General features: G+C 36.4%; 20 protein-coding genes. 7 read left to right on the top strand and 13 right to left on the bottom strand.

The annotated features are described in order from the left end of the window. Window positions 1-7: 7 nt before the first annotated feature. On the bottom strand, window positions 8-4729 hold the full coding sequence (locus N0K73_RS06770; protein ID WP_284063897.1) for a Cna B-type domain-containing protein: 4722 nt from the start codon (window positions 4727-4729) through the stop codon (window positions 8-10). Between the two features lie 38 nt (window positions 4730-4767). After that, the gene (locus N0K73_RS06765; protein ID WP_057974495.1) at window positions 4768-5187 is read right to left on the bottom strand and encodes a MarR family winged helix-turn-helix transcriptional regulator; all 420 of its coding nucleotides are present in this window, start codon (window positions 5185-5187) and stop codon (window positions 4768-4770) included. A gap of 226 nt (window positions 5188-5413) precedes the next feature. Between N0K73_RS06765 and N0K73_RS06760 the strand changes: the two genes are divergently transcribed. From N0K73_RS06760 to N0K73_RS06750, 3 genes are all read left to right on the top strand, one after another. Beyond that, a complete protein-coding gene (locus N0K73_RS06760) occupies window positions 5414-6724 on the top strand; it encodes a Y-family DNA polymerase (RefSeq protein ID WP_284068663.1) in 1311 nt (436 codons plus the stop codon). Then, complete coding sequence (locus N0K73_RS06755; protein WP_112251311.1) at window positions 6717-7097, top strand: hypothetical protein; 381 nt, start codon at window positions 6717-6719, stop codon at window positions 7095-7097. The genes N0K73_RS06760 and N0K73_RS06755 overlap by 8 nt, the downstream gene beginning before the upstream one ends. Before the next feature lie 964 nt (window positions 7098-8061). After that, window positions 8062-8226, top strand: a complete 165-nt coding sequence (locus tag N0K73_RS06750; protein WP_157052001.1) for a hypothetical protein — start codon at window positions 8062-8064, stop codon at window positions 8224-8226. A 360-nt stretch (window positions 8227-8586) separates the two neighbouring features. On the opposite strand, the gene N0K73_RS06745 is transcribed toward N0K73_RS06750, so the two are convergent. The 4 genes from N0K73_RS06745 to N0K73_RS06730 all read right to left on the bottom strand — a co-directional run bounded on the left by N0K73_RS06745 (window position 8587) and on the right by N0K73_RS06730 (window position 12839). Further along, window positions 8587-8745 carry a hypothetical protein gene (locus N0K73_RS06745; protein ID WP_157052000.1) on the bottom strand — a complete coding sequence of 53 codons (159 nt, stop codon included), beginning with the start codon at window positions 8743-8745 and terminating at the stop codon, window positions 8587-8589. A 491-nt stretch (window positions 8746-9236) separates the two neighbouring features. Further along, window positions 9237-9350, bottom strand: coding sequence for a putative holin-like toxin (locus N0K73_RS06740; protein WP_112251305.1), 114 nt, complete (start codon window positions 9348-9350; stop codon window positions 9237-9239). A gap of 1400 nt (window positions 9351-10750) precedes the next feature. Next, window positions 10751-11176, bottom strand: a complete 426-nt coding sequence (locus tag N0K73_RS06735; RefSeq protein ID WP_112251301.1) for a hypothetical protein — start codon at window positions 11174-11176, stop codon at window positions 10751-10753. A 121-nt stretch (window positions 11177-11297) separates the two neighbouring features. Next, complete coding sequence (locus tag N0K73_RS06730; protein ID WP_112251299.1) at window positions 11298-12839, bottom strand: WxL domain-containing protein; 1542 nt, start codon at window positions 12837-12839, stop codon at window positions 11298-11300. Between the two features lie 478 nt (window positions 12840-13317). On the opposite strand from N0K73_RS06730, the gene spxB reads away from it, so the two are divergent. From spxB to N0K73_RS06710, 4 genes are all read left to right on the top strand, one after another. Continuing rightward, window positions 13318-15069 carry a pyruvate oxidase gene (gene spxB, locus N0K73_RS06725; RefSeq protein WP_112251297.1) on the top strand — a complete coding sequence of 584 codons (1752 nt, stop codon included), beginning with the start codon at window positions 13318-13320 and terminating at the stop codon, window positions 15067-15069. A gap of 112 nt (window positions 15070-15181) precedes the next feature. After that, window positions 15182-16990, top strand: coding sequence for an oligoendopeptidase F (gene pepF / locus N0K73_RS06720; RefSeq protein ID WP_112251295.1), 1809 nt, complete (start codon window positions 15182-15184; stop codon window positions 16988-16990). Window positions 16991-17102: 112 nt separating this feature from the next. Continuing rightward, window positions 17103-17441, top strand: coding sequence for a PadR family transcriptional regulator (locus N0K73_RS06715; RefSeq protein ID WP_191981120.1), 339 nt, complete (start codon window positions 17103-17105; stop codon window positions 17439-17441). Beyond that, window positions 17425-17775, top strand: a complete 351-nt coding sequence (locus N0K73_RS06710) for a DUF1048 domain-containing protein (protein WP_112251293.1) — start codon at window positions 17425-17427, stop codon at window positions 17773-17775. The genes N0K73_RS06715 and N0K73_RS06710 overlap by 17 nt, the downstream gene beginning before the upstream one ends. A gap of 49 nt (window positions 17776-17824) precedes the next feature. On the opposite strand, the gene N0K73_RS06705 is transcribed toward N0K73_RS06710, so the two are convergent. The 7 genes from N0K73_RS06705 to N0K73_RS06675 form a co-directional block, all read right to left on the bottom strand. Continuing rightward, entirely contained in the window at window positions 17825-20278 is a 2454-nt protein-coding gene (locus N0K73_RS06705; RefSeq protein ID WP_112251291.1) for an L-type lectin family protein, read from the bottom strand. Between the two features lie 223 nt (window positions 20279-20501). Next, window positions 20502-21104 (bottom strand): pentapeptide repeat-containing protein, encoded by a 603-nt coding sequence (locus N0K73_RS06700; protein WP_112251283.1) that lies wholly within the window; start codon window positions 21102-21104, stop codon window positions 20502-20504. A 93-nt stretch (window positions 21105-21197) separates the two neighbouring features. Further along, window positions 21198-21542: an EF2685/EF0750 family sortase-dependent surface protein gene (locus N0K73_RS06695; RefSeq protein ID WP_181647442.1), complete on the bottom strand. Its 345-nt coding sequence runs from the start codon at window positions 21540-21542 to the stop codon at window positions 21198-21200. Between the two features lie 87 nt (window positions 21543-21629). Beyond that, entirely contained in the window at window positions 21630-22295 is a 666-nt protein-coding gene (locus tag N0K73_RS06690) for a WxL domain-containing protein (RefSeq protein WP_112251279.1), read from the bottom strand. A 51-nt stretch (window positions 22296-22346) separates the two neighbouring features. Then, entirely contained in the window at window positions 22347-23042 is a 696-nt protein-coding gene (locus N0K73_RS06685) for a WxL domain-containing protein (RefSeq protein ID WP_112251277.1), read from the bottom strand. Between the two features lie 33 nt (window positions 23043-23075). Next, entirely contained in the window at window positions 23076-23801 is a 726-nt protein-coding gene (locus N0K73_RS06680; protein WP_112251275.1) for a WxL domain-containing protein, read from the bottom strand. 37 nt (window positions 23802-23838) lie between these two features. Next, window positions 23839-24444 (bottom strand): WxL domain-containing protein, encoded by a 606-nt coding sequence (locus tag N0K73_RS06675; protein WP_181647440.1) that lies wholly within the window; start codon window positions 24442-24444, stop codon window positions 23839-23841. Window positions 24445-25041 lie beyond the last annotated feature (597 nt).

The raw sequence follows: 25041 nt of genomic DNA, 5'->3' as shown, positions 1-25041 counted from the left end.
CTTTACGTTATTTAGTAACTTTCCTTTTTCGATTTCCATAAAAGTAGCATCCCCCAGATAATAATATGACTAACATTCCAAAAATAGTTACCCAGTTGTTCTCTTCTTCTCCGGTTTTAGGTAATTGTTTTTGAGTTGGTTTCTTAGGAATTGAGTTCACTTTTGTTGCTTTTGGTTTCATAACTTCCTTTTTATTAATTTCTTTTTTGACAACTTCTATTTGTTTCGATTCCTTCTTAGCAGTAACTTTCTTCACTGGTTCTTTCTTAACGGAATCTCTCTTAGTTGGTTTCTTTTCAGGTTTATCTGGCGTTAAGCTTCTGATAAGCGTATTTGTAATTTCAAAATGGCCTGGTGCCATTTCTTTCACATCCGCCGAATAAGCCTTGTCTGTCCCAACTTCTCTGACGGTATACGTTACCTTTTTACCATCATTTCTAAGATATAATTCTTGCCAAGAATATGCCCATTGATTGTTTGCATTCAATTCTACAACCTCACCGTAAGCTTTGTCATCCGCATATAATTGAACTTTCACTTGTCCAGGTCGTAACCCACCTTGATTATCATGATCGTCCCATTTCTTTATAACGTGAATGGTTGTTTTATCAGGTTCATGTTCATTAATCAGATTATTTCCATCTACCTTAGACGTATAACCTGAAACCGAATCTTCTGAAATCGTATATTCAATTACTTTTCCATTTTCATATTTCGGTATGTCTTTAAATGAATATTTCCAGTCGTCTTTTGCAGATACTAATTTTACATCTCCGACTTGTTTACCATTCGCTAGTAAATGAACTTTAATCGTTTCGGGTCTTTTTCCATCTCGATTATTGTCATCTAACCACGTTTTATGACCTGAAACACTCGTTAATTCAGACTCATGCTTGTTAATCAGATTATTTCCATCTACTTTTGATGTATAACCTAATACCGAATCTTCTGAAATCGTATACTCAATTACTTTACCGTTTTCATATTTCGGCACATCTTTAAACGAGTATTTCCAATCGTCTTTTGCGGATACGGACTTCGTATCTCCAACTTGTTTGCCGTTTGCTAATAAATGGACTTTAATCATTTCCGGTCTTTTTCCATCTTGATTATCATTATCCAACCAGGTTTTACGACCTGATATACTTGTCAACTCAGACTCGTGTTTGTTAATCAGATTATTCCCATCTGCTTTTGACGTATAATCTAATACCGAATCCTCTGAAATGGCATATTCAATTACTTTACCGTTTTCGTATTTTGGCACGTCTTTAAATGAATATTTCCAATCGTCTTTTGCGGATACTGACTTCGCATCCCCAACCTGTTTACCATTAGCTAATAAATGAACTTTAATCGTTCCAGGTCTTTTGCCGTCTCGATTATTGTCGTCTAACCACGTTTTCGTTCCTGAAATTGTTGCTAATTCAACTTCATGCTTATTAGTAATCAACAATTCATTATTCGATTTATTCATGATTGACGTGAGCGATATATACTGATGTGCGACATTTAGTTCCCTCACACTATAACTATTTTTTACACCTTTTGATTTTTCATTTAAATCTGTCCAGCGATGAACCCAGTTATTTGCTTCACTCAATTCCACAACTTCACCTTGTGTCTTACCGTTTGCATATAATTGAACCCAAACTTTATCAGGACGCACACCATCTTGGTTGTTCTGATCATCCCATTTTTTCGTAACTTGGATTATTGTTTTTTTGGGAATGTAGCTATTAATAAGGTTGATTCCATCAACTTTTGATGTATAGCCTGGCACCGAATTCTCTGAAATAGTATATTCGATTGCTTTACCGTTTTCGTATTTCGGCACATCTTTAAATGAATATTTCCAGTCTTCTTTTGCGGATACTGACTTCGCATCTCCGACCTGTTTGCCATTTGCTAATAAATGGACTTTAATCGTTTCGGGTCTTTTACCATCTTGATTATTTCCATCTAACCACGTTTTATAACCTGAAATTGTTGTCAATTCAGACTCATGTTTGTTAATCAGATTATTTCCATCTACTTTTGCTGTATAACCTGCTACTGAATTTTCTGAAATGGCATATTCAATTACTTTGCCATTCTCGTATTTTGGCACATCTTTAAATGAATATTTCCAATCATTTTTTGCGGATACTGACTTCACATCTCCAATTTGTTTACCATTTGCTAATAAATGAACCTTAATCGTTTCCGGCCGTTTTCCATCTTGATCATTGTCATCTAACCAGGTTTTATTACCAGAAATATCAGTCAATTCAGTTTTATGACTGTTAGTAATCATAAACTCATTTTTTTCTTCATTAACTACGGAAACGACCGATTTATATTGTTTAGAGACGGCGACTTCCTTAACGCTGTAGTTTACTTTAGACCCTTTTAATTTTTTATCTAATTCTGTCCACTGATATAACCAATGATTTGCTTCATTCAATTCCACAATGTCGCCTTGTGTTTTATCATCCGCGTACAGTTGAATCTGGACTTTATCGGGGCGCAGACCATCCTGATTATTGTGGTCCGCCCATTTTTTGGTAACTTGAACGGCCGTTTTCTCAGGCGTATATCGATTAATTAAATTAAATCCTGATACTTCGGGTGTATAACCAACCACGTTATCTTCAACTACGCTGTAATGAATTAATTGGCCGTTTTCGTATTTTGGCATGTCGTTAAATGTATATTGCCAATTTTCAGCGGCCGTCACTTTTTTAGCAACCCCGACACGTTGGTTATTCGCTAATAAATGAACCTGAATAGCACTTGGTCGTTTTCCATCTTGATCGTCATTATCGACCCATGTTTTTTTACCAGAAATAGCGGTCAATTCGGGTTTATGTGTGTTGGTGATTAAAAACTCGTTCTCCGCTGCATCCGCGTTTGAAATATCAGCTTGGTACTGTTTTGAAACATTTAATTCCTTTACGCTATACTTAATTTTCGTACCATTTTCGTTTTTATTCAGATTCAACCAGTGCCCGGTCCAATGATTGTCCTCATTTAATTCGACCGGATTTCCTTTTTCTTTTCCGTCCGCATATAATTGCACTTTTACATCGTCCGAACGTATACCATCTTGATTATTGTGATCAACCCATTTTTTAATTACCGTTACGCTCGTTTTCGTTGGCATATAGGTATTTTCGATATTCATACCGTCTACTTTACCCGTATAGTCTTCGACAGCATTTTCAGATACTGTATATTGAATTAATTTTCCGTTAGCATATTTGGGCACATCGCTAAACTTGTATTGCCAGTTTTCACTGGCTTTTACCGTTTTTTCAGGTCCCTCTTGCTTACCGTTTGCTAATAAATGAATTTTAATCGATTCGGGTCTCTGTCCGTCCTTATTTTCATTATCTACCCACGTTTTTTCACCACTAATATCTGTCGTCTCGGATTCATGCTGATTCGTAATCACGAATTCATTCTCACTCGCATCTTGAGTCGTTACCTCTGGAACATACCCGTCTGTTTGACTCGTTTCTTCAACAGTATAGATAATTTCAGAACCATTAACGCTCTTCACTAGCCCTTTCCACGAATAATGCCATTGGTTAGCAGCTTCCAAAGTGACTGGATCACCCGTTTTATTTCCATTTGCATACAGTTGTGCAGTTACTTTCTCAGGACGCAAGCCATCCTGATTATCGTGGTCGTCCCATTTTTTAGTTACTGAAGCAATTGTTTTATTTTCTCCATCAATCTTGCCATCCACGTTGACATTTTTAACCGTCGCATTTGATTCTTTACCGCTTACCGCTGGTTGATTGAATTCTCGATACCATATTTTACTTTTATTTTCAAAAGACTTTTGATTGTAATCTTGAATTTTTGTTAAATATTTAATTCTAAAAGTATTCTTTGACACCCATCTTTCCGGGATAAAAACCTTAATTTGTCCAGTCTCTGGATCAGCAGAAATAGAGCTACCCTGAAATACTTTTGTGAATTTTTCTACGGCTCCTTTACCCAGAAAACAACTACGATTATAGCCATTCACAGAAATTTCAAAATTATCTAAATCTAGTTTCTGTCCGGGTTGTATTTTGTCATCAATATCGACGCCATCTGTCGCAAAATTTTTATTATTATTAATATTTAAAAACCACCGTACATGACTTGTATCCTCAGGTTGCATATCGCCCGACTTATAATAAAACGAATTTTTAGTCGGCTTCGTTGCTGGCTTTTCGATACTTATTTTCGCAGACTGATTCCCACTTGTGATGATTAAATTCCCAATGTTTTTATCATCCATTTCAGTCATATTACGGCCCTCTAAATCAAACTCAGTCCATCCCTTAACATCTGACATATCTTCAATATTATGATCAAATAAAATGACTGCTTTTTCTTTGGTTACCGTTAAGGTTCCCACGTCGACATTATGTATTTTAAATTTATAGGTTTTAGCATATCCCGTCCCAAACACGTTGCCAGAATGTGGCCAATTGACAGCAATAATGTCTCCCGCCTTTATCTTTCTCCCTTGAGCATTAAATTCTAATCTAACCGTTGCCTTCCCTCCATCAACCATTCTATTTGTTGATAGTTTAAGATCCGTCACCATATGACTCACATCATTATTTACTTTTGCTTGTTGCGTTACTACATCCCCATGGGTTGCTTCAGCGTAAGCCGTTGCTGGCGTAATGCAAAAAGAAGTTAATAATCCTAATAATATGAAATATGTCCTTATTTTTTTATTCATCTAATCCTCCACTAAGATTCATCATTGGTCTAGTTCATTTATTGAGACGTTTGATCGTTTAATTTCGTTAAAATTTGTCCCATAAGTTCCTTTTCGTCATTTGAAAGAACTTTTATTGATTCGGCTAATGCCTTATCAGCGATAGTACTATAACGATTGTAAGTTTCTTTTCCACTATCTGTCAGCTTTAATCGGGAAGCTCGCTTGTCTAAAGGATTCACTTTTTTATCGACGATGTTTTTATCAATTAAACGTCTTAAAATACCAGAAATCGTTGCCTTATCGATATCTATTCGTTTTGCTAAATCCGCAGAAGTTACTAATTGCGTCTTAGACATTAAGCCTATATTTTTAATAACGGCCCATTGTTGAACCGTTACACCTTCTTTTATTAATTCTTTATTAACTTGATATTTCACTTTTTTAGAAACCGACATGAGCAAATAACCTAAATCCATATCCATCACTCCTCATATTTTAGTTAGCATACTAACTATACCAATTGGTACACAATATTTCTATGAAGGATTTCTCTTTTTTTTAAAATAATGCCAGTAATTTCTTACTGACATCATTAAAAAACCATTATAGTCACTCACTTATAGAGATTTTATTGCAGGTACCATTGACTAAAGGAACGTATGTTCGTATAATTAGGTATTATATTGAAGGGAGGTTTTTAGAATGTACAATTATGGCAATGAACCTAGAAGGGTCATCTTTATGATTGATTCTAAATCCTTCTATGCTTCAGTTGAATCCGTTGCACGCGGACTCAATCCGCTACGTTCTGTTCTTGTCGTGATGTCTACTGCCGAGAATACCGGTAGCGGATTAGTTTTGGCGGCTAGTCCGATGGCTAAAAAACTATTTGGCATTAGTAATGTGACCCGTGCTAAAAGCGTTCCAATCCACGATGAACGTTTAGTAATTGCTCCACCAAGAATGAATTTATATATAGAAGAAAACATAAAAATTAATAAAGTTTTTCAACAGTTTGCGTCAGATGATGACATCCACCCCTACTCTATTGATGAATCAATTATTGATATGACGACTAGTTGGAAGCTTTTTGGAAATTCTCCATACGAAGTTGCTCGAAAAATTCAACTCGCCGTAAAAAAGGAAACCGGTATTTATACAACAGTTGGCATTGGTGATAATCCAGTGCTCGCTAAGTTCGCCTTAGACATCGAAGCAAAACGTAATCATAGCTTAATTGCTGAGTGGCACTATGAAGATGTGCCAGATAAACTATGGCCCATTACTGAATTTGAAAATGTTTGGTCAATCGGGCAGCAGACTACTAAAAAATTAAAATCTTGGAAGTTCAATTCAATGTATGATTTAGCACACTCTAATCCGTATGAACTTAAAGCTAGATTAGGTGTTGTTGGTAGTCAATTATTCGCGCTCAGCTGGGGCATTGATCGTTCAATCATTCATGAAAAATACATCCCAAAAGAAAAATCATACGGTAATAGTCAGGTATTGCCTAAAGATTATGTTATTCAATCCGAAATTGAAGTTGTTATCCGTGAGATAGCTGAACAGGTTGCTGCGCGTTTAAGAGCCCATCATAAATCTGCAACCGTTATTAATTTGGGGATTGGTTTCTCTCTGGCAGAAACCACAGACTCTACACGCAGCCGACCAGGTTTTGGAATATCAATGAAGATTGATCCTACCAATTCAAATCTAGAGCTAACAAATCACGTCCTGAGGTTATTTCGGAAAAAGTGGCATCACGAATCATTAAGACACATTAGTATTTCTTGTGGCAACTTGATTGATGACAACGCACAGCAACTAGACATCTTTGATACTAAAGACGACGAACTTAAAAATCATATTTTAGATCATACAATCGATGACATTCGAAAGAAGTATGGCTTCAACTCACTTGTAAAATTATCCAGTAAATCAAAAGGCGCCACCGCGATTGGTCGTGCCGGTCTCGTTGGCGGCCATGCTGGAGGAAATGCATATGACTAAGGAAACTAGCGACTCAAATCTCATAAATCAATTCCTTAAATATGATTATCATGATCGTGGCATGATGAAATGGCAGGGCTTCTATTTAAGTGACCATACCTCGGCTAGGACAAAGAAATCGAACGAAGAAAAATCCAAACAAGCATTAACCCACGCTATTAAGATGACTAGTCGTGAGATTGCAGAAGTAATTAATTCTGCAATTATGCAATCTACTCCCGTCTCTATTGATTTATCTACCAAAAATATTGATGGCACTCTTCTGGATCCAGTTACGGGTTTAATTGCTGGGTGGTATGAAGATAACTTAATTATTAACGACGCGAAAGTAAATATTGCGGATATACATGCGATTTATTTCTCTAGTTATTAAAAGAAGGCAACCGATATACGCAGAGTTTATCTGTGTATATCGGTTGCCTCCTTTTAATTATTCTTTACGGTAAGGATCAATTCATCCAGAACTGCCCACCCTACTTCAGTTACTTTTTCCGTGCACGATATAAATTAACCATAGTTCTACCTAAAAATATCGCTATAATAAAAATTCTACAATCATGAAATAAAGAACTATCTTGAATAAAGAATGATAAAATTATTATCATTAAAAATATCGTCCCTATAAGAGAAAGAGAATCATCTACGCTCTTTTTAAATTTTTCCATATTTTACACCCGCCTAAAATATAATTATAGTCAACAAAGTGTCACTTCTTAACATCCACTCAAGTAATAAACTAAGTAAGTACTTTCTAAAAAGTACTCGCTCATTTTTCATTTAGATTTTTAAAATTGCCGCTATTATGAATGTATAAATAATAACAATAATACCCATTAAAATCCCTGAAAGTATTGCCTCTGAACCGATAGCTCCTTGTATACCCGCTAACCACAGTCCAATTATACATAATACGACACCAACTATACCCAGCCATCTCGCCTGATTATTATCAGTCTTAACTATTTTTTTATTGATAAAACTCCCCCTAGTATTTTAAAACCAACATTAGGATAACACCCGTTATCAATTGCTACAATTCATAACGTTTCTTATTCATGATATAATGAACTCATAAAAAAGAAGCCCCACGTCAACAGGCCTTCTCGTATAGAACTGTTAAAGACGATAGCTAAATGTTAATGATTTTTTTGTCCTAATTTTATAATGACCACTCATTTTCATAAGTATTACCTCCTTAAGAATAGCCACTATCTTTTCTGTTAGACACGTTTGCCATGGTCAAAGAATCTTTCTATTTTAAGCGCATGTGATAACATCTGAAATATATATTTTGAAGGAAATATGTTTAAAAAAAGACAATTAAGGAGTGATATATCATGTTTAAAAATAGAAATATACAAGGAATTTTTGTTGGATTCACGGCAGGTTTATCAATTTTATTGACACGTAGTTTAAACTTAAATTTAATCATGTCGGCTCTTGTAACTGCTCTTCTTGTTTATATCGTATCTAAAATAGTTGTGTATTTAGGAAATAAATAAGAAATATTATAAATTTAATTCTACTTTATCTGGTTATCTAAGTTTGAAGACCCCCGACAATACTGTATCCAACCCTTAGACACAAAACTATTAAGTTTATTGACTGTAAAACAAAAGTCCGTAGAGAAGTTGCTCTCGACGGATTTTTGTATGTTTTCAAATAATAGATATTCATTTTATTTATTTTTTAAATCTTTTTCTAAATTCAAAATTTTTTGGGTAGTTAATTCCTTAATTATTTCCGTACTAATCATCACTTTTTTTGTGATTTTATTCAACTTATTCCGGTATATTCCCGAATATATCGAACAAACAATCCAAATACATATTAATACTAAATCGATAATAACAATAATATGATTATTCATCTATTTCTCCCATTAACTTTCTTATTTGGTCTTGTTGCTTTTCTTCTAGTTTAGTAAGATAATCGATTTTTTTTCTATCTCTTCGTATTCCTAAAAGTGTAAATACAATTGTAAGACTAAATACAAATAGTCCCCATTTCATAATTTCCATAAGTTCCTCCTAAAGTGCTAATGCCAATGCTAAACATTCAAAAACTTCAACCAAAGCAGCAACTATCTCCGATTCCTCAACATATACTACTACACCACAGTCTATTCCATCAACTTGTGTAACATAGTTACTTTTATAAGATAGCATTAATCACTTTAGCTAAAACCAATATGACTGCTGATACTCCACTTAAAACCACTGCAATTCCGATTAGATACAATCAGGCATTTCCTTTCGTTTGATATAGTACTTATTTTCATAAGCACCACCTCTTTTCAAGAATAGCCACCGTCTTTTCACTTTTCTACTAAATTAATATAGCATACTTCTATCAGTTAATTTATTATCACAAATATCCTATTTATGCTATACTAGACATATGAAAAAAGAAGCCCTGCGCTAACAGGACTCCTCACATAGAACCGTTAAAGACGGTGACCATTCTAATTAGTTAAAAAATAACCGTTATCTGGTCAAAGATAATTAGACGGTTATTTTTTTTTGTCATTTTTTAGCAGTTCTACAATTAGACCAACTAAAGTAATGGTAAATGTACCAAAACCAATAATTGTCTGAATCGTTTCATATGCGGACAAATCAAGCATTTCCCTTCATTAGATATAGTACTTATTTGCATAAGCACCACCTCTCTTCCAGAATAGCCACCGTCTTTTCACTTTTCTATTTGTTTAGTATATCATATTTTTATCACCTAATTTATTACCACAAATATTCTATTTATGCTATACTGAAAATATGAAAAAGAAGCCCTGCGTCAACAGGACTTCTCGCATAGAACCGTTAAAAAGACAGTAGCTCATTAATTAGTTAAAATAACCCTCTTAACTCGCGAAAGTTACGAAGATGGTTATTTTTTTTGTCCCAATTCTACAATGACAACAATCAACCCTTAGACACAAAACTGCTAAATTCATTGACTCTAAAACAAAAAAGTCCGTAGAGAAGTTGCTCTCGACGGATTTTTGTATGTTTCCAAATAATAGATACTTATTTTATTTATTTTTTAGGTAGTTAGTTCTGCTCTCATTTACTCTTGACTTTTACTTTTTTTGTAACCGAAAAAAGCCAACAATAGTACTACCTAAAAAAATCATTATTAAATAAATCCTACTATTATAAAAAGCAGAACTATCCTTAATAAAAAAAGATAGAATTATTAGACCCAAAAAGATTATTCCCATAACGGAAAGCGATTCGTCCATACTTTTTTTAAAATTTTTCATTTTTATGTTCCACCCAACTTATTATTGTAGACCTGCACGACCCAAAAATGTAGGATAAAAGTAATTGTAGTCAAACCAAATACCATTTTTATAAGCTGCACAAACTCCACCAATCGAGAACCCTAAGGCCAATCTTACGTCACTAGCTTTTATTTTTACTCTAGCATAGTTCTAATGAAATGAAATTGAATTCACTCCAGCTCCTATTAACATAACAACATAATATTACCACCTTTTTTAGAATTTAAAAGTATTTAGTCTCTAATTATTAACACCTCTTGCTAGTTCCAGTCATGTAGTTAATTTTCACATTACCCTGTACATTAAAAGTATAAATATTAAAACTAATTTTATTATCTTCAATGCACCAATTGAAAGTTTCTTTAGCTTGATGAAACAAGAATGTCTAAAATGTCAGGTTATTGAGGAGCTCATTCAAGAAACAAGCAAATACGTCTAATGGTTTAATAATGACCAGATCTCTTATAAATTAAAAGACATGACTTCGATAGAATATCGAAATCACGCCTTAATTGCTTAATTAATATTTAAACGTCTAACTTTTTTGTTAAACTTCAAAGTTTCCATACTTATAATGCTTTTTAAATAGATGAAAATAGTAATTCCGCTTACTCCAACCTCTACCACCGCCACACTCAATTAAATGACTATCGTAATTGAGCTAATAATAATTTTTCATGTACACTTAAATTACAATCTTATCTAAATTATCACAAATAATAACGTTATTTTTATTTTAACTATATACTAGTTTTTTCCCCGTTAGTATAAGTAACTTCAACCTTTCCTTTTGTTACTCCCTCAGTTTCTCGGATGTAAAAATTAATGCCAAGTTCTCCTATAACCTTATTTTTTGTGAAATAGAGAAACGAAAATGTATAAATATCCGGCAATACATCTGGAGGAGAGTCCGGAGGAATCTCATAAGTTATCGTAACTGTCATATTATTTCCCTCTATCATCCAATTAGGACTTGCCTCATTAAATTTTATCGACTTAATACCAGTAAATGTTTTCTTCAATTCTACTACGGAATTATATTCCGCTTTAATTTGAGCAATTCTATTTTTTTCTTCTACCTTTTTTTCGTGAGCCTTATAGAAGTTTCCACCGATAACAGAAACTGTTATAAACGTCAGTAAAATAATCCAGCCTTTTCTTCCCATATGAACGCCTCCAAATTTTTGACCCCATTATTTAGTTATACATCTAATTTTAACACCCTCAGCTTACCAAAAAACGGTCTCCAAAAGTTAGACTTTTAGAGACCGTTATAAAAATTTAAATTTATTTGGTTGGTACGTCACTTAAAGACCAATCCATCGTCCCATTGTAGCTACCAATCGTAACATCTGAATTTGCATGCAATAAAATACCCTTGTTGTCAGTCCAACCGTCATTTAATTTATACGTATCACCAACACCTGTTGCTTTTTGACCCGAAGCAATAAAGGTACTGCCGGTACCAATCTTAGTTTCAGTCTGACCATCAACTGTGTAATAAACATATCCAGATAATTCTTTCCCCGTCTCGCTGTTCGTTAATGGCGATTCCGAAACGCTCAAATACCAAGGACTCCCAGATTTACGTGTATCTGTGACTCCAACGTTCCAATCACCAGTTCTCTGAACTATTTGTCCTTGCCCATTGATCATCGTTTTAGCAAAATCACTCCGTGCGGGCATTGTGCTAAATGATAACATGCCAGCACCAACTGTCACAGTTAACGGGTTAGCCATCGCAACAGTTTCTCCTGACTTCGTAGCCGTAAAAGGCGTGCTAACTGAAGTCCCACCACTTGCCTGACGCAGGTTCTTCAAAAACTGACTGTCGCTAGTCCCAATAACAATACCCGCACTACTATTATTATCGGCTTTATCTATCGCAGTAATGCCAAATCGTTTAATTAAATCGGCCATCACTTGATCATCCGACATATTTTGATAACCTTCAATATCAGATGGCATTAAATTAATTGCCGTTTCTTTTGACGTAATGGACAAGTCCGTTCCCGTAATAGTTGCCTCCACCGTTCCCGGTTTATCGCCATAAGCATTGGTTTCTGTTACTGTCATTTTGGCTTGGACCGGGAGTTTACCGTCCCAGTTCAGACCCCAAGTTCCATCGGCTTTAACGGTTGTTTCTTTAGTAGTCCCATTAACAACCACACTAATTTTATCACCAGATTGTGTTCCAGTACCTGAAATATTTGGGTTTGTAGCTGCCGGTGTTCCTGTAATAGTTGGTTTTAAAGTTATCTGGCCCACATCCGTATACGCTTCTTGAGTTATATAGAAATTACTTGCTTTTGGTGAACTATGATCTGTCTCCACTTTATTTCCAATCCAGACCCGTTTTCCCGCATTATTAGCCATTAACGCCGTGTGCCCTTTATCTACGGTAACAGTCGTATCACCCGTTATATCCCTCTTCCTATCAGATATCTTTTTCCCAGATTTATCTCCGGCACCTATCTCAGCATACTTGTCAACTGAGAGTATATTCCACATAGTTGAAAATTTATACTTCGACCCTTCTGGTTCCTGTATATCAATTATTCCATTTGAAGTTACAATAAGACTATCCGTTCTTCCTGTCAAATGTCCATCACGTACAAAGTTAGCCTGAATTTTTGTTGTCCCCCATGAAAAGAACTTCGCACCGTCTGGTCCTTCAGCGAGTCTAGGTGCACTTGTAAAAGTACTTGTTATATCTTGCATTGCGTTCGTTGGTTCCGTAAGTACAGCTGCTCGAATGGCTCTGGATGATAGTAATACCCCCGCAAAAGCCGTCAAAAATAGACCCGTCTTCTTAAAAAATTGATTCATGTTAATCATTCCCCCCTGAGTTTGATTGCTATTATTCTTATGTAAAAAACTAAAATGTAAAACTTAAACTGATCATTAATTATCTTATTATCAATTATTAGGTATTGCTTAAAAATTAATCCATGGATGTCGAACAATCTCCATTAACCCGTTTCGTTGTATATTATGTACAATAATCATCCACGTTTATATTCTACACTAGTTATCCACGATGGCAACACATTTATACAACCTTATAGTGCCCAATCTTTCCTTTATGTACCTGCAGTCCTTTACCATCAACGCTTACTTTAAATATGGTCAATATTTTACGGTATAGTCCATTTTTTTGACATTATTTTACCGGTTTATCACGTTTTTTTAGTGATTTAAAAATAATTTACTTCTTTCAGTCTTTTTATTTGTAAACGTTATCACAAAATGCGATAATACGTTGTGTAAGATATGTTATTACTTAACGAAAGTGGGGATTTAAGTTATGTCAGAAAAAATTAAAGCATCAGTTGCAATGTTAAAAGTATTACAAGATTGGAAAGTCGAAAATGTTTATGGGTTACCCGGTGGGTCATTCAATACAACAATGCGTGCTCTCGAATCTGAAAAAGAAAATATTAATTATATCCAAGTTCGCCACGAAGAAGTTGGCGCATTGGCCGCTGCTGCAGAAGCAAAATTAACAGGTAAAGTTGGGGTTGTTTTCGGTTCAGCTGGTCCTGGTGCAACGCATTTATTTAACGGTTTATACGATGCACAACAAGATCACGTCCCCGTTCTTGCTTTAATTGGCCAAGTTGCTTCAGGCGCAATGAATATGGATTCATTCCAAGAAATGAATGAAAATCCAATGTTCGCCGACGTTTCTGTTTACAATAGAACCGTTATGACACCTGAAAGCTTACCTCGTGTTATTGACCAAGCAATCAGAACGGCATATCAATACAAAGGCGTTGCTGTTGTAACAATTCCAAATGATTATGGTTGGATGGATATCGACATGGATAGCTATTACGCATCAGGTCATAACTACTCAAGTCCAATTCTTCCTGAACCAGACGATTCAAAAATTAAAGACGCTTTAGCACTAATTAAAGAAGCTAAACAACCTGTTTTATTTGCCGGTATTGGTACAAAAGGTGCTACTGATGAAGTTATCGCCTTTTCTGAACATTTTAAAATGCCAGTTATCATTACGGCTATCAATAAAGGAACAGTTCCTGATAGTTTCCGTGCAAACTTAGGTTCAACTTATCGTGTTGCAACAAAACCAGCTGATGAAGCAATTGAGGCTGCTGATCTTGTTGTCTTCGCGGGTGCTGATTTACCTTTTGCACAAACTAAAAAAATCTTAAAACCAAATATGAAATTCATTCAAATTGATATCGACGCATCAAAAATTGGTAAACGTCATGCAGTTGATGTGGCTTTACTCAGTGATGCTAAGAAAACATTAGCTCGTTTTGTTGAATTAGATGGTTCTCCAGTTGAAAGTCGTCCATTCTTCGATGCAACAATTGAAGATATGGCTAACTGGCGTGAATACCTCAAGAAATTTGAGGACAAAACAACAACACCTCTTCAACCAGCTGCTGTCTTTAAAGAAATTAACAAACATGCAACTGGCGATGACATTTTCGCAATCGATGTTGGTAATGTAACAATGAATAGCTTACGTTACTTAGATATGAATCCTAAACAAAAATTCACAACATCTGCTCTATTCGCTACAATGGGCTATGGTATGGGTGCAGCAATTGCTGCTAAATCAGCATATCCTGACCGCCAAGTCTTTAACCTTGTTGGTGATGGTGCCTTTGCTATGGTCGTTCAAGACTTATTAACACAAGTGAAATACAAACAACATGTTATCAACGTTGTTTTCTCTAACCAACATTTTGGTTTCATTCAAGATGAACAAGAAGATGAAGGCCAACCATTCTACGGTATCGATTTCAACGACGCCGATTGGGCTCAAGTCGGAAACGCAATGGGTGCCGTTGGTATTCCAGTTTCTACTCATGACGAATTGGTTGCCGCATTTGAAAAAGCTGAATCTATAGAAGGTCCTGTTGTCATTGATGTTAAAATCACTGACGAACGTGCCATCCCTGTTGAAGATCTAGCTGTTAATCCAAAGAATTTCTCAGCTGAAGAAATCGCTGCATATCGTAAACGCTACGAAGCAGAAGACTTACTTGTCTTAGACGATTTAATTGAGAAATACTCAAAATAATGCCCTCACGAATGATTAAGAACTTATCTGTTTAGATAGGTTCTTTTTTTGTCCATTGATCTCCAGATAATGGTACAATACTAGGCATACAAACCCTTAGGAGGTTACGATTATGACAAACACACACCAACTAGTTAACCGTAAAAATGTTCCCGAAGAATTGACTTGGGATTTAACCGCTATATATCCAAACGATATCGCATTCCAAACAGATATCGACTTAGTTCGTGATTTGGTTCAAGCATTCGATACTGCATATCACGGCCATTTAGATAAATTAGTCTCAATTCATGATGCATTCAGTGCTTTAGAGGACATATACACGCGTCTCTCTCATATTGAACATTATGCATTCTTGCAACAAGCTGTTGATATTACTGATGCAACAGCTAATCAATTAATGCGTGAATTTGAGGCATTGTCTGCCGAAATTTCCACAAAATTGGTTTTCTTCGACATTGAATTACTGGAACTACCGGTTGAGCGTCTAGATGAGGTCGTAGTCGCCAATCCAAAATTAAAAGCCTACATTCGCCAATTAAAAAAACAAAAAGAATACCAATTAAGTCCTGAAGTTGAGCAAGTCCTCGCAACTTTTCAACCTAACTTTTCGGCACCAGAATCCGTTTATGGACAAACACGTGCGGCTGATATGGACTTTGATGATTTTGAAGTCAACGGGGTCACTTATCCCATGTCATTTGTTTTATACGAAAATACTTACCAGTATAATTCAGATCCGGCCGTTCGTCATGCCGCATTTAAAAGTTTTTCTACAACATTAGCACATTATAAACATACGATTGCCGCAAACTACTATAATCAGGTTTCAATGGAGAAACGGATTGCCACATTACGCGGTTATGATTCCGTATTTGATTATTTATTAGCGGAACAAGAAGTCGATCGTACCCTATTCAACCGTCAAATCGATACCATCATGACTAAATTAGCACCTGTTATGCAAAAATATGCCGCACATATTAAGAAAGTTCGTGGCTTAGATAAAATGACCTTTGCCGATTTACAAATTGATTTAGATCCTGAATTCGCACCTAAAGTTTCAATCGAAGATGCCAAAAAATATGTTAATGACGCCGTAGCCCCACTTGGTTCTGACTATCAAGCAATGGTTGCCCGTTCATTCCCAGAACGTTGGATTGATTTCCCTCAGAATATTGGTAAAGAAACAGGCGGCTTTGAAACAACGCCTTATGGCAAACATCCCTACATTCTGATGTCTTGGACAGACGAGTTAGCCGACGTCTATACTTTAATTCATGAACTTGGTCATGCTGGACAAGCTATTTTGACGCAAGATAACCAATCTATTCTTGGGAGCGAGCCTTCTACTTACTTAGTTGAGGCACCTTCTACTTTTAATGAATTATTACTAACGACTTCAATTGAAAATCAATCAACGGAACCACGCTTACAACGTTTCGCTTATTCAAAAATGTTAACAAATACTTATTTCCATAACTTCGTCACGCATTTACTTGAAGCAGCTTATCAACGTGAGGTTTACCAATTGATTGATGCTGGCCAAGGCTTTGATGGCGATCAATTAAGTGAAATCAAACGGAATGTCCTCGAACGTTTCTGGGGTCCTGACGTTGAAATTAACGACGGTGCTGAATTAACTTGGATGCGCCAATCTCATTACTACATGGGACTCTACTCTTACACCTATTCAGCTGGACTCGCTATTTCAACACAAGCGCATTTGAATCTACTGAATGATCCAGAAGTCGCAACTGAATCTTGGCTAGCTTTCTTGAAACTTGGTGGTGAATTACCTCCAATTGAAGCCGCTAAAGTTGCCGGTGTTGATATCACAACCGATGAACCGTTGAATCAAACGATTCAATTCTTAGACGAAACTGTTGATAAAATAATTGCCCTAAGTCAAACGATTTAGGCCACAAATACCACTTCCTTCACCAATCGGAAGTGGTATTTTTATTGACAACTTTACTACTACGTTATACTTTATACTAGTAGTAAGTCATACATGATAGGGAGGCGTTACGTTGGAAAATTTAACTGAAATGCTTAAAGGCGTACTAGAGGGATGTGTTCTCGAAATCATTAGTCGTGAAGAAACCTATGGCTATGAAATTACCCAGCGGTTAAATGCGCTCGGGTTTACGGATGTTGTCGACGGAACAGTCTACACCATCTTAATTCGACTTGAGAAAAAGGAACTCGTTAATAGTGAAAAAAGGCCCTCTCTCGTGGGTCCACCACGTAAATTATATACATTAAACGCCGCAGGAACTGAAGAACTACGCCAATTTTGGAATAAGTGGCAATTCGTATCAACAAAAATAACCGAATTAAAGGAGCTTTCATATGATAAAATGGGTTAAAAAAATGATTGGTGACAAAAAGGACTGGCGCCAAATGCAATCTAGAGCTAAAGCATTACCGACTGAATACACATACGTTTTCCACAAGATTCAGCATTACATGTGGAGTTTCTCTTCGGGGTATGGCTCAGGAATGGATATGATGCCAATCTTTGATGATGTCCTTGGACTCTTTGAAGAAGGCGCTGCTGCCGGTAAACGGGTGCTAGAAGTAACTGGCGAAGACGTTGCCGCATTCAGCGATGCCCTGCTACAAAACGCAAACACGTACACGGAAAACTCCCGCAATAAACTAAACAGTGAAATTAAAAACAGGGTAAATAAACATAATTAACCAAATAAATAGACCACTAAACTGAAAACTTTTAGTGGTCTATTTATTTTTACTTACTTGGTGTATTAGTTAATACCCAGCTCACTCTAGCCGTGTATGCGTCTTTATGGATTTGACTTGGGTCAGCTTTAATTAAAACTCCTGCATCTTTATCCCATGGTAATTTTGTCGGCGTCAACTTAGATGATCCCGATAAAATTTTAAGACCAGTTTGATTTAAGACTTGTGCGTTATCGCCAGCCGTTGCGCGATAAATCACGGCACCTTTAATGGTGTTACTTCCTGAAGTTAAATCAGTTGCCGAAACTGATAAATCCCAAGTACCCGGTAACGATGTTTCTAAATCAACAGAAAAATCAGTTTTCCGCGATAAAATCGTTGCCTTATCAGGGATATCAGTTGATCCAAAATCTAAACTACCGGCAGTCGTAAGGCCTAACTTACCTGGAACCATGACCGTGATTGTTTGTGTATCAGACTTATTATCATCCGAATCCACCGCATAAACAGTGATGACATGTTTACCTACTGATAAATCATCCGGTAATTTGTAGGCACCGGAATGCAATTCATTAGCTTTAGGATTATCAAATGTGTCCATCAGGACTGGTGTTCCTGATCCATCTTGATAGTACATTTTAATTTTCGCACTATCGTCAGTCACATGATAACTTAAAGAATAAGGCGCGTTAACTGTTTTACCACTATCATCCAAAGTTAAGGTTGGTTTATTAGCACCCACGCTAATATTGGCCGTGTATGATTTAGTTTGATTGCCAAATTGATCGGTCGCCATTACCGTATAAGGATTTTTACCAAGCTTTAATTGGTCACTTGGTACATTAACACTGAATTTTCCGTCAGTTCCAACATCAGCTTGTACTGAATAGTTATCATTAACTTTAATTGCCGCAGTTGTTGTCCCCGCTGGGAAAATACCACCGAGGCTTGATACGACTGTCCCAGCAATAGTTGCTCCGCTGCCTGCCTTAACGGTAATGTCATTAATACCCGTTAAAGTTAATGTCCGTATCCCACCAATTGTGAAACTTGCAGCATTTGATTGGACAACAGCATTTGAACCAGTAAACTCACTCTCATCACTGTGAACAACAGTATCTTTTGTCTCTTTGTTAGCAGTTCCCAACAACGTAATTTTAGCGTTTGAATATTTGGCTAATGATAAGTTATTCTTAAGTAACTTAGTAATTTCACCATTAGAGGTATTCGTTAAATTAATTGTTTCTGAATCAGTGCCAGCACCCGAATAAGTGATTGTTCCTGATTTTAAAGTCACATCATTTGGTATTTTTAAACTCGCATTAATATTCTTCCACTCTTGTTTACCACCTGAATAATTTATATCCGTCACAAAGCTTAATGAATCATCAGATTGAACTAAGCCATTATTAGTAACATCTTTATTTTTTTGAGTAATATCTGTTACCTTCTGCGTAGCACTCGCATTAACTAAACCTGGCACTTGTTCAAACATAACCAAGTTAGTTTCATAACTAGCACCCGTTGATCCAGTGAAGCCCCAACGAATTGAACCATTTGAATTAAATTTAGATTTATCAATTGTAAGAGAATTAGGTAAGCTCTTACCAGGTAACATTGCATTGGTCTTTGGATCTTTATCATCAATCGAGTACATCATTGTTCCCTTAGTACTTGATTCCGACACGTACTTCAACGTCACATGGTGCCATTGCCCGTTAGATAGGTCTCCCCCATAATTAATTAAACCAAGATGATTTTGGTGGTAGAAATAATTTGTAACGAGCGTTAATATACCTTCTCTCGTGACAAGTTTATCTTGCTGATACGTGCTCTCATCGGCGGGATACCCACTGGCTAAATGATTTTTTCCACCCGTTTTTGTATCAAAACTGTTACTGGAATTTTGTCCAGAATTATCATGGGTATCAAATTCAAGTGCCCAACTATTTTGAATACTATTTTTAACTAACTCTGCAGGATCTTTATATCCAGATGTCTTTGAGAGACCAATACCATAAGTAGGCAATATATCGTCAGCCCAAACCCCAAGCGTTTCACCATTCCCTGTTGAAATGGCCTTATTACCTTTAGGATCATTCTGTAAAACCAAGGCCATACCATCTCCGGCAGCGGCATATCCATTTCCGAGATATACCCACATTGAAGCCGTTTCGTCTTTATTAATATCAAATGTGTTACCATCTGTCGACCAGACAGCTGCTTTTTGATTTTTATCATCCGTTATTGTTACAACCGATTTCGTAGCTGCATTTGGATCTGTTGTGATGACATTATTCGGTGTTAAATTAACTGTTTTACTTGCCGAAGAAACGCCCGTCCCAGTACCCGTTTGAAAGATACCATTCAAAGTTATTCCATGTGGCGCTGCCTTAATTGCATTAGGGTAATCCGTTACAGCGGAAACACCCGAAATACTAGCGAAAAAAGTAATCGCTATAGTAAACATAACTACCTTTAATTTTCCCTGTTTAATTCCCATACTTCACACCCCATTCTACCTAATCGATAAACATAGTATACGCCCAAATATAATTAAAAAACGTCAGTATTTTACCGTCTACTCTCATAAATTGACCGGATTGTGGATGTTCAGAAGGGTTGACTTTATAATCGCCTTTAAATGTCCATATACCGGTCTTTTCCGGTCCACTAAAAATAAAAGTGAACTTACAGTATTGTAAGTTCGCTTTTATTTGGTAAGTTTATTTTAATTTAATTCCTAGTAAGGTGACTAAAATTGTTGCTTGGTATGCATTAATCGATAATCCACGAACTAATCTAGGATCTAAAATAACTGTCTCAAACTCACTCTGCGAGAAATCAACGAACTTCATATTTGTTTCAATAAAATCACAACCTTCAAGGTTACTTTCAGGAAACGTTAGTTTTTTCTTAATTTCAACTGCTTGAAAACTAGCTTCCTTTAGATCGCAGCGTGTAAATTCAACGTCTTGAAAATGAGTGACACTAAAGTTTGAGTAGCTCAACTGACAATCCTTAATCGTCATTTCTTTAAAAACTGTCCGATTTGAAAAATCACAACCCATCATTCGACAGCTTTTAATCTCACTTCTAAAAAAATAACTTTCATTAAATGCGGCATTTAAAAATTCACAATGATCAATAACGGTATCCAACCATTCACTGCGCACGAAATCAGTCTGCATAAATACACAATGATCAAAAGTAACTGAATCTACTTTTACCGGATCAAACGAGTTTTCAATCGTACAGTTACGATAAGTCGATCCATATGTAATTGTATCAAATGAAATGGTCTGTCCTTCTATAACTTGATTATCCAAACGTAATCAACTCCTTAATTATTTCATTCAACTAGTTTACCATATCCATAATTAAACAAAAAAATAAACCAGAATATTCTGGTTTATTTTTAATTAATTATTATTTTCTTCTTTTTTATCCCTGCGAATGTAGAACAGTAATAACGTTCCTAACAGAATGATAAGTCCCACTAAAAATGCGGTAATCGACTTTTCTTCATTTGTTTGTGGCAAGATACCACCCACAACTGAAGTACCGATACCCTTATTAGCAGGTGTATCATCATTATGCATTCGGTCAGGTACATTGGTTGGTTTTTCGACCGATTTATTCTCTTTAAATTTAACCGTTATATTGGTCGAACCAGCTTCCATCACCGTTGCATTAACTGGTCGGCTAATATTTAACGTAATAAATCCTAAAAACAAAATAACAATAAGTAATACCCTTTTTTTCATAAAATTAACCTCCCCAATACAGCATCGCTTCTTATAAAAAAACATTACACAGTGATTAACACTATATAATGTTTTTTAGTTTAATTATTAAGCAGGTACGTCTGAAAGCGTCCAGTTCATTGTTGATGAGTAAGCTTGTGCTTTAGCAGTACCGGCCGGAACTGCTAATTTAATCGAACCAGCAGCAAGATTGTCAATTGTTACACCACTACCTGTACCTTTAACGGCATTAAGTGCAACAGATGCAGTTGTTGCGTCAGCAACAGCCTTTGAAACAGCCGTTACCGTTCCGGCAGCTGATCCGGCAACAGAAACATCTTTTGATTCGTCAATTGAAATCTTAGCACCTTTAAGAACGTCTGAACCACTCTTAAAATCATCAGCTTTAACTGAAAGTGCCCATCCAGCATCAGTTCCACGAACATCACCAACTTCAAGACTAACCATTTTATTAGATTTATAAACCATTGCTTGTGTAGGAATTGCAAGATCCTCACCGAAGTCAACATTTTGTGTAGCATAGACAATCGCTAAGTTACCAGGATTATCTGTACCAGGATCAACTGGTGGTTTCGTTGGATCCGTTGGATCAACTGGGTCAATAGGTTTTGTGCCATCGCCAGCTTTAAATGAAACGGATGCATTTGTTTTAGCGCCATCAGGTAAAGTAGCAGCGTTCGCATTACTTGAAACTGCTAAACCTGCTCCTAAAACTGTTGCTGAAAGTAGAGCACTTGCTAATAATTTTTTCATAATTTAATTCCCCCGATTATTAATTGTTAATTTAAAGTAACCCAGTACCAGTTAAGCAGGTACGTCTGAAAGTGTCCATGTCAATACTGATTTGTAGGCAACATCTGCAGTTGCACTACCTGCGGGAACAGTTAACGTGATGCCATCTTTAGCAATTGTATCAACGTTAATTCCTGAACCTTGGCTTTCGCCAGTATCTTTAATAATACCGGCGGCATTAAGTACAACGCCACCTGTAATTGTATCACTAAGGGCTTTAGTTGTTGCTTTTACAGATGTACCACTGTTAGCAACGACACTAGCACCTTCAGCTAAACTAATTACGGCACCCTTAAGTACCTTGGGAGCAGTCGCAGCACCATCCGACAATTGATCAGACTTAACTGACAAAGCCCATCCAGCATTATTACCACGAACATCACCGACTTCGACTGCAATATTTTTATCAGCCGTTAATGTAGCCTTAGTAGCTGTAATTTTATTGTCTTGTCCAAAACTAATATCCTTTGTAGCGTAGATAATTGCAAGAGGCCCTTGATTACCAGTACCGGGATCTGTTGGTTTCGTTGGGTCAGTTGGATTTGTTGGGTCAACTGGATCGATTGGATCTGTACCACCAACGAATTTTACATCTGTATTAGTTGTTGCCTTTTGATCTACGGTAGCAGCGTTCACGTTACTTGAAACTACTAAACCTGCGCCCAAAATCGTTGCTGAAAGCAATGCACTTGTTAATATTTTTTTCATAATTAAATTCCCCCGATTTATTATCTATTAAAATTAAACGCCTGGTACGGCTGAAAGACTCCAGTTCAATGTTGTCGTGTAAGCCTCAGCTTGAGCCGAACCAGCAGGAATTGTTAAAGTCATCTTATCAGCTCTAATTTTATCGGCATTCAAACCGGCACCTTTACCAGCTCCAGCATCCAACACCGTGCCACCAGCACCAACTGCATCTTTAAGTTCATGAGCCGTCGCTGCCTTACCTGCTGCTCCTCCGACAAATTCATTATCACCCTCGCCAAGAAATAGAGCAGCACCTACTAAATCACCAGATTTTACGCTCTTAAATTGATTTGCGCTAACAGAAAGCGTCCAACCAGCAGATGTTCCACGAACATCCCCAACTTGAAGTGAGACAAAGTTGCTACCTTTAAGTTCCTGAGCTTTTGCGGAAACGGGAACTGTTTTGCTAACGGCATAATTTCCATCTTTAGATTCATCTAAACCAAAGCTGACTGCCTTAGTAGCATAGACAATCGCCAACGGTCCGTTATGCCCTGTTTCGCCGCCACCACCATCACCAGGATCTGTTGGATCTGGATCTGTTGGATTTGGATCAATTGGGTTTGTTCCTTCACCAGGTACAAATGTTACTGAACCAGCCGTGTTTGCTGTGTCTGGAATTGTACTGTTGCTATCTGCAGCACTTGCGCTACCTGAAACTGCTAAGCCTGCCCCCAAAACTGTTGCTGCTAATAATGTACTTGTTAGAATTTTTTTCATAATCAATATTCCCCCGAATGTTTGTTTATTAATTAAATTAAGCTTTTGGTCCGTCTGTTAATGACCAAGTTAAAGTCGTTGTGTATGAAGTAGCATGTGCTTTACCACCCATAACGTTCAGTAGTATTCCACCTTTATCGTAATCAGTTGTAACTACACCAGTACCACTACCATTAGCTGCGCTAATGGCCACTGAAGAACCGCTTAAAATATCAGCTACTGAAGCTGCGGTTACTTTGTCTACCACCGCTCCATCAGTTTTAGCTACACCATCAGGGAGTGTTAACGAAGCAGCCAATGGATCTGGCGTATCCTTACTTGCTAAAGGCGTTCCTGAAACAGTAACATTCCAACCACTAAAGTTTCCACGAAGATCACTGACGGTAACATTAATACCATTATTTTTTGCAGGATAACTCACCTTCGTTGCGGAAATTTCATTTGATCCAAAATCGATACTTGGCGTTGCACTCGTAATTGAAAGTGGACCGGCATCTGGGCCTGTTCCGCCACCGGCCGTAAATGTTGCTGAAGCCGTTGTATCTTTTGATGTAACTGTATCAGCAGCTGATACGCTGTTCATTGCCCCAAGACCTAAAACTGCTCCACTGATTAATGCTGTTGTTAATAATGTTTTTTTCATAATTGTTACCCCCAAGTTTTTTTGTATACGCTTATTATAGTAAATATATAATCTAAAAACGGTCAATATTTTACGGTTAAACGTATATTTTTGATAATATTTATATATGTTCATCTACTTTGTTCATCTCTTATAACAATTACTATAATATCAAATTTTTATCATTTAAAACGACCAACATTTGCGCGTTGAGTGTAAGTTTTTGACACTATTTTAATTTACTAATTGCTGATTTTGAAATTAAAAAGCCCACGTATACAACAAAAACGGCTCCTACCAAGCAATTACGGCTATTTAAAACATCATATTCATTAATCGTATACCCCATTAACTGATAGTACTATTTATGCTTACATAAAAGAAGTCAATATTCGCCACTCACTTCTACTTTTGTGATAATTTTTGATAAAACGCCTATTAATGTACCTATATTACTTTTCCTGATGAACAATATTGTTTAGTTGATTTTACTTTTACGTCCTTTCCTTCTATATTAATGTCTTTTATTCGGACACAAAATTTAGTTGTACTTTGATTTCATTTTTCTTTATACTTAAGCTTAACAATTGTTCCAAAATCTCATTAAAAAATATTTTT

The organism is Dellaglioa algida, from assembly GCF_030127605.1.
Classification (GTDB): Bacteria; Bacillota; Bacilli; order Lactobacillales; family Lactobacillaceae; genus Dellaglioa; species Dellaglioa algida.
This window is presented reverse-complemented; position numbering and strand designations above follow the sequence as displayed.

What these genes read in the sequence shown, in the direction of transcription:
- N0K73_RS06770 (WP_284063897.1), bottom strand. Translation starts at nt 4,729, where the DNA reads ATGAATAAAAAAATAAGGACATATTTCATATTATTAGGATTATTAACT.
- N0K73_RS06765 (WP_057974495.1), bottom strand. Translation starts at nt 5,187, where the DNA reads ATGGATTTAGGTTATTTGCTCATGTCGGTTTCTAAAAAAGTGAAATAT.
- N0K73_RS06760 (WP_284068663.1), top strand. Translation starts at nt 5,414, where the DNA reads ATGTACAATTATGGCAATGAACCTAGAAGGGTCATCTTTATGATTGAT.
- N0K73_RS06755 (WP_112251311.1), top strand. Translation starts at nt 6,717, where the DNA reads ATGACTAAGGAAACTAGCGACTCAAATCTCATAAATCAATTCCTTAAA.
- N0K73_RS06750 (WP_157052001.1), top strand. Translation starts at nt 8,062, where the DNA reads ATGTTTAAAAATAGAAATATACAAGGAATTTTTGTTGGATTCACGGCA.
- N0K73_RS06745 (WP_157052000.1), bottom strand. Translation starts at nt 8,745, where the DNA reads ATGGAAATTATGAAATGGGGACTATTTGTATTTAGTCTTACAATTGTA.
- N0K73_RS06740 (WP_112251305.1), bottom strand. Translation starts at nt 9,350, where the DNA reads ATGCTTGATTTGTCCGCATATGAAACGATTCAGACAATTATTGGTTTT.
- N0K73_RS06735 (WP_112251301.1), bottom strand. Translation starts at nt 11,176, where the DNA reads ATGGGAAGAAAAGGCTGGATTATTTTACTGACGTTTATAACAGTTTCT.
- N0K73_RS06730 (WP_112251299.1), bottom strand. Translation starts at nt 12,839, where the DNA reads ATGAATCAATTTTTTAAGAAGACGGGTCTATTTTTGACGGCTTTTGCG.
- spxB (WP_112251297.1), top strand. Translation starts at nt 13,318, where the DNA reads ATGTCAGAAAAAATTAAAGCATCAGTTGCAATGTTAAAAGTATTACAA.
- pepF (WP_112251295.1), top strand. Translation starts at nt 15,182, where the DNA reads ATGACAAACACACACCAACTAGTTAACCGTAAAAATGTTCCCGAAGAA.
- N0K73_RS06710 (WP_112251293.1), top strand. Translation starts at nt 17,425, where the DNA reads ATGATAAAATGGGTTAAAAAAATGATTGGTGACAAAAAGGACTGGCGC.
- N0K73_RS06705 (WP_112251291.1), bottom strand. Translation starts at nt 20,278, where the DNA reads ATGGGAATTAAACAGGGAAAATTAAAGGTAGTTATGTTTACTATAGCG.
- N0K73_RS06695 (WP_181647442.1), bottom strand. Translation starts at nt 21,542, where the DNA reads ATGAAAAAAAGGGTATTACTTATTGTTATTTTGTTTTTAGGATTTATT.
- N0K73_RS06690 (WP_112251279.1), bottom strand. Translation starts at nt 22,295, where the DNA reads ATGAAAAAATTATTAGCAAGTGCTCTACTTTCAGCAACAGTTTTAGGA.
- N0K73_RS06685 (WP_112251277.1), bottom strand. Translation starts at nt 23,042, where the DNA reads ATGAAAAAAATATTAACAAGTGCATTGCTTTCAGCAACGATTTTGGGC.
- N0K73_RS06680 (WP_112251275.1), bottom strand. Translation starts at nt 23,801, where the DNA reads ATGAAAAAAATTCTAACAAGTACATTATTAGCAGCAACAGTTTTGGGG.
- N0K73_RS06675 (WP_181647440.1), bottom strand. Translation starts at nt 24,444, where the DNA reads ATGAAAAAAACATTATTAACAACAGCATTAATCAGTGGAGCAGTTTTA.